This window comes from Microbulbifer taiwanensis (assembly GCF_014904815.1).
Lineage (GTDB): Bacteria > Pseudomonadota > Gammaproteobacteria > Pseudomonadales > Cellvibrionaceae > Microbulbifer > Microbulbifer taiwanensis.
In genome coordinates, this window is sequence record NZ_JACZFR010000073.1 from 1 (window position 1) to 10,276 (window position 10,276).

A 10,276-nucleotide genomic window follows, 5' to 3' on the forward strand; every position below is an offset into this window, starting at 1 on the left:
TATACACAAGTCTATCCATGTATTCTGTTAGTAACAGCGGTGTCATCTCGGAAGCGGATGTAGAAAAGTTCAGTGGTGTTTTTTTACGCGTTTGTTGCTGCCTGCTATGAATCCTCGCCTGGGCCCAGGTATCCCATAGTTATACACAACTCTGTCCATGTATTCTGTTAGTAACCGGGATGTCATTGAGAGATTGGGCGCAGCGCATCGCCCTGGCACCCAAAAACCGTCGATGAGTAAATCTACATGCAAAGAATCCAATCCCCATTAAACGAAGCGTTTTCCATATCTCGAATTGCGATGGGGCTCTGGCGTCTCGCGAATTGGAAGTATTCACCGCAGCAGACAGTGCAACTGCTGGATCAGTTGCTCGAGTTGGGGGTCACGACATTTGATCTGGCGGACATTTATGGCGATTACCGCTGTGAGGAGCTGTTCGGTGAAGCGCTGAAGTTGAAGCCCGAGCTGCGCGACAAAATGGAAATTGTTTCCAAGTGCGGTATCAAGCTGGTGAGTGACCAAAATACTTATGCACTGAATCACTACGACAGTGGCGCCGCCCATGTCACTGCGGCGGCGGAATCCAGCCTGGCGAAAATGAACATAGAGCAATTGGATCTGCTGTTGCTGCATCGCCCCGATCCGTTGATGGACGCCGACGAATTGGCTGCTGCATTGGACAGGCTGGTAAACGAGGGCAAGGTCCGTGCTGTCGGCGTTTCGAATTTCCTGCCGCACCAGTTTGAGTTGTTGCAGTCGCGTCTCTCCCGCCCCCTGGTGGTCAACCAGATAGAAGTGTCGCTGTTACACAGTGCGCCCCTGTTCGATGGCCAGTTGGATTACTGCCAGCGGGAGAGGGTGATTTCGATGGCCTGGTCGCCTTTTGCCGGTGGCGACTTGTTCGTTGGCTCTGGGGAGGCGTCACTGCGGGTGCAGGCATGTATGGAGGAACTGGCGCAGGAGCTGGATATGGAACCGCAGCAGCTGGCCCTGGCCTGGCTGCTGAAACACCCGGCGAAGATGGTGCCGGTGTTGGGGAGTGGCAGGCTTGCCCGCTTGCGCAGTGGGATTGCGGCGCTGGAGAGAGAGCTGCCGCGTGAAGCCTGGTTCCGGCTGTTGCGCGCCGCTCGGGGGCGGGATGTGGACTGAAGCGCCAGGCTTGGGCCTGACGCGTCAGTAGGCGTTATCCGGCATCAGGTCGTAGTTCTGGTCTCGAAGATCAAACTCTTCCAGGGGGGCCAGCTGAGTGGGTACGGCGTAGTGACGTAGCGGCTGGTCGTCGCGCCAGTCCATCACCTGTAGCTCCTCTCCCTGCACTCCGTGCAGGAGGGTTTCAAATTCGGTGGCCGCGGCGGCAATCAGCGCCTGGTATTCCAGTTTGTCATTGAGTTTGATAAATCGATATTCGCTGTCCGCGCGCTCGATGCGCAACCAACCCGCCCCGCGCTTCTTACCGGCCTCGCCGATAACCAGTGGCCCCTGTTGATCCCGGAACAGGGGAGTCAGTTCGACGCGAGTATCCTCTTCGACCGCAGTGCCAACCCAGACCCAGCCGGAGAGACCGATACGGCTCAACTGCCACTCGCTGAGCCAGACGGTCTGCTCATCGTCAATGCGAAACTCGCTGTACTCGCGCTGGCCCGGTCGATTGTCAAAACTGACCTCGGCGTTGGGGTTTTCCTTGCGGAAGTTGTGCAACTGCTGGGTCATCTCGTAATTGACTTCCCAGTGTTTTTTCAGTCGCCATTGGATGGGGTATTGTCCCCACTCGACGATATATTCCTCGCGCTCCCGTACCGTTTCCGCCACACGCCAGAAGGCGCCGTCTATCAGGATGCAGGTGTCGCCCGGCCTGCTGCCAGGGGCGATGATACTGCACTCGGGTGAGGCTTCAGAGGCGTTGACCACGTGTTCACCCCGGCCCTCGATGACCTCGTACCAGGGGAAGCCGTGGCGCAGGGGTGGCGGAAAGGCCAGCGGCGGGCGCCCGGCCAGCAGGCGGCGAAACAGCACTGACTTGTCAATTTCCAGATCGGATAGGGTGTAGCCTTCCTTTTGCGTGATTTGTCCCCAGCCGAAGGCGGCGCGGATTAATTGTTTTTCTCTATCTGAAAAGCTCATTGGTGCCGGCAATAAGAGGAAATGCGAAGTGAAACCTTAACACTGTGGGCCCGGCCGCGCTAATGCTATTGGGGCAGGGGGCTCTGTGTTGAGGACACAACTGACAAAAGTTCGATAGACTGGCGTTCTTTGCATGTTATATGAGAGGGGACCTGGTCGTGGTATGGATGCGACGGCTGCTCCTGGGGGCAGTTTTATCAGTTGGACCCGGGTTGCCGGGATTGGTGGCCGCACAGGATGAACTGGCGTCACGGGCCTGCCATCTGGATGGCTGGAGTGATGCCCTGCGCTGTTTCCGCGTGGCCGTCGGTGCCGATGATAGCGAGCTGGCGGTGATGGTGGCGCCGGCGGTCAACGACAGCGAACGCGAGCCCCTTTACCTTCTTGCCGGCGGACCCGGGCAAGCCGCCAGCGATCTGGCGCCGCTGCTGAACGCCTTCCGCAAGATCAACCGCGAGCGCGATATAGTCATGGTGGATCGCCGCGGCGCCGGTCTTTCCGGCGCTTTTCGCTGCGGTTTCGAGCGCGAGATGCCCGCAGACCTGCAGCAGTTTTCCAGGCGCTTGGCGGACTGCTACCTGCAGCGGCCAGACTTCGCCGAATCCCTCAGCAGTCGCCAGACGGTAGAGGACCTGGAGCGGGTGCGGATGTTCCTCGGGCACGGGCGCATCGCGCTCTGGGGTGGCTCCTGGGGCACGCGTACTGCGCTGCTCTACCAGCAGTGGTACCCGGAGTCCCTGAGCGCACTGGTACTGGATGCGGTGGCGCCGATCGACACCAAGGTGTTCCTCACCGCGACCGCCGCCGAACGCGCACTACAGCAACTGGAACGGGATTGCGCGCGCGATCCTGTCTGCGCCCGCTTCGGCGACTGGAAGGGTCAGCTGGCGAAGATGCTGAACGGCTGGAGTGCGGAACAGGCAGCGTCTTTTCCCGACCCCCTGACCGGCGGTCCAGTGACGGAGCCGCTGGCCCGCTGGGTACTGGCTAATGCCATCCGCGGTGCCCTCTACGATCCCGTCGCCGCGGCGCAGATACCCTACGCGGTGCACCAGGCCGGCCGCGGTAACTACCTGCCGCTGTCCGGCATTACCGGCCTGTTTCAGAATCACGCCGACAGCATGGCCATGGGGCTCACCTTTTCTGTGGCCTGCGCCGAGGAGTTGAACCGTATTGGCGCTGATGAAGTAGCCGCAGACAGTGAGGGCTCTTTCCTCGGCTCGGCCTTCTTCGACCTGTTCAGGAGCGGTTGTGAAGCCTGGCCCGTCTCGTCCAAGCCCTACGCCGCGCCGGCTCCGCGGGAGCACCCGGTGCTGCTGATCTCCGGTAGTGCCGACCCGATAACGCCGCCCTATTACGCGGAACAGCAGCTCGGCTACCTGTCCCACAGGCAGCACCTGGTGGTGGCTGGCGGCGGGCATATCAATTCCCGACGCGGCTGTATTCCCGAGCTGATCTCGCGCTTTCTCGAAATGCCGGGTGAGCCGCTGGAGCAGGCTTGCGTAGCGGATATCCACAGGCCGCCATTTATGGCGGATGCCTTTGGTCCCGCGCTGGGTGTCAGTGCCGTATCCGTCGAGCGGGGAGATCAGTTGTGATCGCAGTGGAATCCATCAACAAGCAGTTTGCCGGTCGACGGGTGTTGGACCACCTCAGCTTTACCGTGCCCGATGGCCAGATTACCGCACTGCTCGGCGCCAACGGTGCCGGCAAGACTACCTGTCTGCGCATTATCACCGGCCTGCTGCGTGCGGATGCGGGACGGGTCCGGCTTGGGGGGGTAGATGTGGCCCGCGATCCCATGGCCGCGCGCCGGCAGCTGGGCGTAGTCGGCGACCGCGAGGGGCTCTACGAACGGCTGACAGTCGCCGAGTACCTGACGATGTTTGCCCGAGTGCAGGGGCTGTGCGGGAAAGAACTCGACAGGGCACTGCAGTCGGTGCGCGAGGAGCTGGAGTTGGATGAGTTGTGGCAGCGTCGTACCCGCGGCTTCTCCCAGGGCGAGCGCATGAAGGTGTCCCTGGCGCGGGCACTGGTGCACCGTCCCCGGCACCTGATACTGGACGAGCCGACGAGGGGCCTGGATGTGCTGGCGGCGCGGCTGCTGCGCAGGACACTGCTGCGCCTGCGCCAGCAGGGAACCACCATACTGTTTTCGAGTCATGTGATGTCGGAAGTGTCCGAGTTGTCGGATCGGGTGCTGGTAATGGCCGGCGGGCGTATCGTCGGCGGTGGTTCGCCGGCGGAACTGCTGGCGCATACCGGCTGCGACAACCTGGAAGACGCCTTCGTCACTCTCGCATACGGCGCCGCCGTCGGTAAGCGGACAGAGGAGGAGCCGGCCTGATGGCAATGGACAGGATTATCTCGCTGCAGATGTCGGCGCTGCTGCGCAAGGAAATGTTGGAGACCTGGCGCGACAGGCGCGCCCTGTGGATGGCGATCTGTTTCTCCCTGCTGATCCCGGTGATGCTGGCGGGCACTATGGTTATCGTGGTGAAGAAGCAGACGGAGGAGTCCACTCGCCTGGTGCTGTTGGGCGGTGACGTGGCGCCGCTTCTGGAGCAGCGATTGCGCAGCGACAGCCTCGAGGTGGAGGCCTTGGCGGAGGGAGAGCCGCGCGCGTTGCTCGCCGGCGGCTACGACCTGGTGCTGCAGCTCGAAGAGGGTTTCGTCGACCGTTACGAGTCCTTCCGCGCGCCGAAGATGTACCTTTATGTCGACAGCTCCTCCACTTCCGCGGGGCGCGCCGAGCGCCACCTGCAGGAAAGACTCGGCAAGCTGCAGCAACTGGTGGTCAGCCAGCGCCTCACTGCCCGAGGCGTGGCGCCGCAACTGCTGGCGCCCTGGCAGCTGCAGGTGCGCGATGTGAGCACGCCGTCCAGTCGCGGCGCCCTGCTGCTGGCGATGGTGCCGGGGTTGCTGATTCTGACCCTGTTTGTCGCCAGTCTCGCCACCTCGGTGGACACCTCGGCCGGGGAGCGCGAGCGCCTCAGCCTGGAAGCGCTGCTGATGCAACCTGTGCCCGGCTGGCAGTTGGTGGCGGCCAAGATGCTGGCGGTGGCCAGTATGGGCTGGCTTGGCTCCCTGCTGGCGATAGCCGCGCTGGTGGCGTTGATGCCGGTAATGCCCCTGGCCGAGCTGGGTATTCAGCAGGCCACCACCGCCTCTGGTGTGATCACCATGGGACTGCTGTTATTGCCGCTGGCGCTGCTGGTGGCCGTGGTACAGATACTGCTGGCCCTGCGCTCCAGCTCCTTTAAGGATGCGCAGACCCAGCTGAGCATACTGCAGATAGCGCCGGTGATGCTGCTGATGGTGCTGGACGCAGCCAGGGTCGATCTGGCGGACAGCTACTGGCAGCTGGTGCCCCTGGTGGCGCAGCAGCAGTGGCTGAAGTCGCTGCTGGTGGGGGATTCAGTTTCCCTGCCGCTGTTGCTGGCGGGCTCTATGGTGTGCCTGCTGCTGGTGGCGCTGTCCGTCGCCTTCGGCGCCCGCGCCCTGCGTCGCGAGAGCCTGCTCGGGGCGACCTAATTGAGTAAGAGCTGCATGAGTGATTCCCGCGAAGGGCTACTGACTATCGATCTGCAGGCGGTGGGTGAGAACTATCTGAGTCTCAGCGACCACCTGGCCCCCGGCAGTCGCTGCGGTGCCGTGGTCAAGGCGGATGCCTATGGTCTCGGCATGGCGCAGGTGGCGCCGGCGCTGTACCGGCATGGCTGTCGGGATTTCTTTGTCGCCACCCAGGCGGAGGGGGAGAGCCTGCGCAAGCAGCTGGGCGGCGAAGTCTGCATAGTGGTGCTCACCGGTGTGCGCGCGGGCGCAGAACTCGAGTGTGCCCGCGCCGGCCTGATACCGACGCTGTTTACCCTGCAGCAGTTGCGCGACTGGGTGGCCATATGTGAGAGGGCAGGTGTGGCGGCGCCCTGTGCGGTCAAGGTGGACTCGGGCATGACACGCTTGGGTATGACACCGGAGGACTTCGATCTGTTGCTCGCCGACCGCGCGCTGCTGCGCGCGGCGGATATCCGCCTGCTACTGAGTCACCTGGCCTGCGCCGACGAGCCGGGCCACCCGCAGAATGAAATTCAGCTGCGCAACTTCAACAGGGCCGCCGCGCGGCTGCGAACTGAGTGCCCGCAGGTACAGCTGAGTCTCGCCAATTCGTCGGGCATCTTCCTCGGCGAGGAGTACCACTTCGACGTGGCCAGGCCGGGATCTGCCCTCTACGGTGTCAATCCGCTGCCCGGCTCTTCGAACCCGGTGCGCCCGGTGGTGGAACTGAGTCTGCCGATAGTGCAGAAGCGCCACGTCAGCAGTGCGCAGATGGTGGGCTACGGCGCCACCCAAAGTGTCGCGGCCGGAAGTTGGCTGGCGGTGGCGCGCGGCGGTTACGCCGACGGTATACTGCGCGCCCAGGGCGGCCAAGGCTGCGGCTGGGCCTGCGGCCGGCGCCTGCCGATGGTCGGGCGGGTGTCTATGGACTCCACCACCTTCGATATCAGCGCCCTCAGCGACAGGGAGCGGGATGCGCTGGAGAACATAGAGATACTCAACCGCGAAGTGACCGTCGACGAGGTGGCCGGTTACGCCGGCACCATCGGCTACGAGATACTGACCAGTCTCGGCCACCGCTACTATCGCCGATATAAATCTGGCGCCGCTATTTGAGAAGTTGAAATTGCATATCTCTAAGCCCAAGAGCCCGCTGGAGCAGCTGCGCCCGGTCTTGAACCTGCTTGCCGACGGTGAGGTCCACTCCGGCGAATCCCTCGGCGCCGCCCTGGGGGTGAGTCGCGCCGCAGTCTGGAAGCAGCTGCAGAAGCTCACGCACTACGGCCTGGTACTGGAGTCGGTCAAGGGGCGCGGTTATCGCCTGCCCGGCGGCCTGAACCTGCTGTCGTCGGATGCGGTAGAGGCGGGGCTGGATGCCGCAGCGCGCGATCTGCTGCGGCAGTTGATTGTCTGCGATGAGGTCGATTCCACCAATGCCCAGCTGCTGACGCGGCTGGAGAGGGATGACGGCCACGGTGTGGCGATGCTGGCCGAGCGCCAGACCGCGGGTCGCGGCCGGCGGGGGCGCAGCTGGATCAGCCCTTTCAGCGCCGGCATCAACCTGTCCATCGGCTGGCAGTTCAGTGGCGGTGTGCAGCTGTTGGAGGGGTTAAGCCTGGCGGTCGGTGTCGCCCTGGCCCGGGCGCTGGAGGAGTTTGGCGTACCGGATGTGCGGCTCAAGTGGCCCAACGACGTCTGGTGTCGCGGGCGCAAGCTGGCCGGGGTGCTGCTCGAGCTCAGCGGGGACCTCACCGACCGCTGCGGGGTGGTCGTGGGTATTGGCCTGAATGTGGGCTTGCGTGGCGACAGTGCCGCCGCCATCGACCAGCCCTGGATAGATCTTCACAGTGTTCGCCCGGGGATCGACCGCAACCGCCTGGCGGCAGCGATGCTGAATCGGTTGCTGCCACTGCTGCGGAGCTATACAGAGCCCGGGCCGGAGCGCGGTTTTTCCGCCTATCGCGATGCCTGGCTGGCGCTGGATCAGTTTGCCGGCCGGCCGGTGCGCCTGCAGTCTGCGAGTCGGGAGTGGTGCGGCACCGCTGCCGGCGTGGACAGCTCCGGTGCGCTGATTCTTGATATGGATGGCGAGCGGAAACTGTTTCACGGCGGTGAAGTGTCTCTGCGGGAGGATGGAGAGTGATTCTGGAGATCGATCTCGGCAATACCCGCGGCAAGTGGCGCCTGCTCGGCGAGGACGGCGTGCGCGGCAGTCTCTCCACCGCGGATCTGCGCGACGGTAAGCTGCCCCCGGAATGGGCAGCGTTGAACCCGCAGCGGGTGCGTGCCGCCAATGTGGCCGGCGCAGCGGTTGGCGCGGCCCTGGCTGACGGGGTGCGCGAAATGTTTGCGCTACCGGTGGAGTTTGCGCGGGTGGAAATGCAGTGCGCCGGAGTGACCTGCGGCTACCGCAATACCGCGCGCCTGGGGGTGGATCGCTGGCTGGCGGTGCTCGCGGCCCATGGGCGCGATCCGCGCGCCTCCCTGATTGTGGACTGTGGCAGCGCAGTGACCCTCGATTTGCTGGATAATGACGGTCGTCATCTGGGGGGATATGTGGCGCCGGGTATCGGCCTGATGCGCCGGGCGCTGTATAGGGACACGGATGCGGTCAAGGTGCCCGAGGCCCTGGCGCCGGGCATGTCCCTGGCGCCGGGGCAGGAAACCGAGGATGCGGTTAATCGCGGCATGGTGCTGATGGTGCTGGGGGCGATAGAGTGCGCCCTGGATGAATTTCGGCGCGAGGTCGGGGCTGAACCTCTGCTGTGGCTGACCGGTGGCGATGGGGCTCTGCTGTCTTCGCTGTGTCGCAGGCCGCATCAGCTGGTGCCGGAACTGGTGCTGGACGGACTGGCGTCCAGTAACCCATAACAATCCCCGGCAGCCTGTTAACTTTAATGCAAACTACTTTATGCGCTGGATACTTCTCGCTTTACTGCTCGCCAATATTGCTCTCTTTGCCTGGTTCCAGACCGGCGGGCGCCCGTCTGCGCCCGGCGTCGAGAGTATACCTGCGGCGTCGGTGGAAGGCGGGGAGCGCATACAGCTGGTACGGGAAGTGCCGCCGGATCGGTTGCAGGAAGTTGTCGAGCCGCAAAAGCCACAGCCGCGTGAGCGAGAACCGGCGTCCGCCGAGCAGCTGTGCAGCCTGATCGGTCCCTTCGAGGAGGAATACCAGGGGCAGGACATAGTGGAACGGCTGTTGGCCCTGCAGGTGGATGGCAGTCTGCGCGAGATAGAAATGGAAGGGCAGATGCGCTACTGGGTATTCCTGGCGCCGCTCGGTTCCCGGCGCGAGGCCTTCAACAAACTGCGCGAACTGCAGGCGGCAGGGGTCGACAGCTATGTGATCCCGAAAGGCTCGCTGACCAACGGTATCTCCTTCGGCATCTTTTCCGAACTGGATCGCGCCGAGCTCCTGGCCGCGGAACTGCAGGCGCGCGGTGTCGCCGCCAGAACCCGCGAGGAGCCGCAGACTTATCTCGAGCGCTGGATAGTGCTGCCTCCCGGCGCAGCTGAGCGACTGGCGGAGGATTTCTGGGTGCAGCTACAGCTGGAGTACCCGGAGTTGGATCGCCGCCAGAATCTGTGCAGCGAGGTGGAGGGGGAGTGATTCGCGGTGTGCCTGGCCCCGCGGCGGCCCGACCACAAATTGCCTGTTGCTTGTCGGCAAAACATCCCCTAGAATCCCGCCTCCACTTACGGGGGCAACTAAAGTTTCCGTAGTGAGAGACAGGGCTGGCGTAGCTCAGTTGGTAGAGCAGCTGACTTGTAATCAGCCGGTCGGGGGTTCGACTCCTCTCGCCAGCTCCATTTTGTCTCTCGTGCTGCAGCGGTTAGATTCCGGAGAAGATTTCACAGATAAGTCTGTGAATTTGAAGGAAAAAATGTTGACAGCGCACTGGCTTGTGTAGAGAATGCACACCGCTTTCGAGCAGGGGTTCCCGAGTGGCCAAAGGGATCAGACTGTAAATCTGACGCGCAAGCTTCGGTGGTTCGAATCCACCCCCCTGCACCATTTTGAGATGCCGAAAGGTCGCGAGGCTGGAAGGTGTCGCCAGCGGAAGGTTGGAGCCTTTTGCTTGGAGGTTTCCGCGTGCGGGCATAGTTCAATGGTAGAACCTCAGCCTTCCAAGCTGATGATGCGGGTTCGATTCCCGCTGCCCGCTCCATACTGACGTGTGGAGATAGGTGGGAAAAGGCCGTCCGGAGCGAGTGGTCGGGGCGGCGAAACAGGTGGCCGGGATTGGTTGCCTGGATGTCGGGGCTTTGTCTCGGTGTCGGTAGTAGTATGCTCATGTAGCTCAGGGGTAGAGCACACCCTTGGTAAGGGTGAGGTCGGCGGTTCAAATCCGCCCATGAGCTCCATTTTTTGTGACCGCGGGGACGGGTGTCTCTGCGGTTATTTGTATCCGGGTTCGGCCAGTTTTTTGGGGTGGTCGGGGTCGGATGCGCCTGTTCTGGACGTAGGTGGCGGTCTGCGCGCCTATATTAGGAGGCTGCAATGGCAAAAGAAAAGTTTGAACGTTCCAAGCCCCACGTAAACGTGGGCACCATCGGTCACGTTGACCACGGTAAAACCACCCTGACCGCTGCGCTG

The 10,276-nt window shown here is 62.9% G+C and carries 10 protein-coding genes and 4 tRNA genes; 13 read left to right on the plus strand and 1 reads right to left on the minus strand.

Annotated elements, in window-relative coordinates; translation table 11 throughout:
- Positions 1 to 300 precede the first annotated feature (300 nt).
- On the plus strand, positions 301 to 1,149 hold the full coding sequence (locus tag IG627_RS20150) for an aldo/keto reductase (protein ID WP_226865490.1): 849 nt from the start codon (positions 301 to 303) through the stop codon (positions 1,147 to 1,149).
- A gap of 24 nt (positions 1,150 to 1,173) precedes the next feature.
- On the opposite strand, the gene IG627_RS20155 is transcribed toward IG627_RS20150, so the two are convergent.
- On the minus strand, positions 1,174 to 2,121 hold the full coding sequence (locus tag IG627_RS20155; RefSeq protein ID WP_193195029.1) for a hypothetical protein: 948 nt from the start codon (positions 2,119 to 2,121) through the stop codon (positions 1,174 to 1,176).
- A 224-nt stretch (positions 2,122 to 2,345) separates the two neighbouring features.
- On the opposite strand from IG627_RS20155, the gene IG627_RS20160 reads away from it, so the two are divergent.
- The 12 genes from IG627_RS20160 to IG627_RS20215 all read left to right on the plus strand — a co-directional run.
- Positions 2,346 to 3,719: an alpha/beta fold hydrolase gene (locus tag IG627_RS20160; RefSeq protein ID WP_319024624.1), complete on the plus strand. Its 1,374-nt coding sequence runs from the start codon at positions 2,346 to 2,348 to the stop codon at positions 3,717 to 3,719.
- Complete coding sequence (locus IG627_RS20165) at positions 3,716 to 4,468, plus strand: ABC transporter ATP-binding protein (RefSeq protein WP_193195034.1); 753 nt, start codon at positions 3,716 to 3,718, stop codon at positions 4,466 to 4,468. Before IG627_RS20160 ends, IG627_RS20165 begins: the two co-directional genes overlap by 4 nt.
- Complete coding sequence (locus IG627_RS20170) at positions 4,468 to 5,655, plus strand: ABC transporter permease (RefSeq protein ID WP_193195036.1); 1,188 nt, start codon at positions 4,468 to 4,470, stop codon at positions 5,653 to 5,655. Before IG627_RS20165 ends, IG627_RS20170 begins: the two co-directional genes overlap by 1 nt.
- A 15-nt stretch (positions 5,656 to 5,670) precedes the next feature.
- Positions 5,671 to 6,792, plus strand: coding sequence for an alanine racemase (alr, locus tag IG627_RS20175; protein WP_193195039.1), 1,122 nt, complete (start codon positions 5,671 to 5,673; stop codon positions 6,790 to 6,792).
- A gap of 10 nt (positions 6,793 to 6,802) precedes the next feature.
- A complete protein-coding gene (gene birA, locus IG627_RS20180) occupies positions 6,803 to 7,819 on the plus strand; it encodes a bifunctional biotin--[acetyl-CoA-carboxylase] ligase/biotin operon repressor BirA (RefSeq protein WP_226865491.1) in 1,017 nt (338 codons plus the stop codon).
- Positions 7,816 to 8,547 carry a type III pantothenate kinase gene (locus IG627_RS20185; protein WP_193195043.1) on the plus strand — a complete coding sequence of 244 codons (732 nt, stop codon included), beginning with the start codon at positions 7,816 to 7,818 and terminating at the stop codon, positions 8,545 to 8,547. Before birA ends, IG627_RS20185 begins: the two co-directional genes overlap by 4 nt.
- Before the next feature lie 40 nt (positions 8,548 to 8,587).
- Entirely contained in the window at positions 8,588 to 9,289 is a 702-nt protein-coding gene (locus tag IG627_RS20190) for a hypothetical protein (protein WP_193195045.1), read from the plus strand.
- A gap of 124 nt (positions 9,290 to 9,413) precedes the next feature.
- A tRNA-Thr gene (locus IG627_RS20195) sits at positions 9,414 to 9,489 on the plus strand.
- Positions 9,490 to 9,610: 121 nt separating this feature from the next.
- Positions 9,611 to 9,694 (plus strand) — tRNA-Tyr (locus IG627_RS20200).
- 80 nt (positions 9,695 to 9,774) lie between these two features.
- Positions 9,775 to 9,848: transfer RNA gene (locus tag IG627_RS20205), tRNA-Gly, on the plus strand.
- A gap of 121 nt (positions 9,849 to 9,969) precedes the next feature.
- Positions 9,970 to 10,044: transfer RNA gene (locus IG627_RS20210), tRNA-Thr, on the plus strand.
- Between the two features lie 136 nt (positions 10,045 to 10,180).
- On the plus strand, positions 10,181 to 10,276 hold a 96-nt coding region (locus IG627_RS20215), incomplete at its 3' end, for a GTP-binding protein (RefSeq protein ID WP_010791028.1).

Coding starts and splice junctions, on each gene's coding strand:
- alr (WP_193195039.1), top strand. CDS start 5,671: ATGAGTGATTCCCGCGAAGGGCTACTGACTATCGATCTGCAGGCGGTG.
- IG627_RS20170 (WP_193195036.1), top strand. CDS start 4,468: ATGGCAATGGACAGGATTATCTCGCTGCAGATGTCGGCGCTGCTGCGC.
- IG627_RS20150 (WP_226865490.1), top strand. CDS start 301: ATGGGGCTCTGGCGTCTCGCGAATTGGAAGTATTCACCGCAGCAGACA.
- IG627_RS20155 (WP_193195029.1), bottom strand. CDS start 2,121: ATGAGCTTTTCAGATAGAGAAAAACAATTAATCCGCGCCGCCTTCGGC.
- IG627_RS20190 (WP_193195045.1), top strand. CDS start 8,588: ATGCGCTGGATACTTCTCGCTTTACTGCTCGCCAATATTGCTCTCTTT.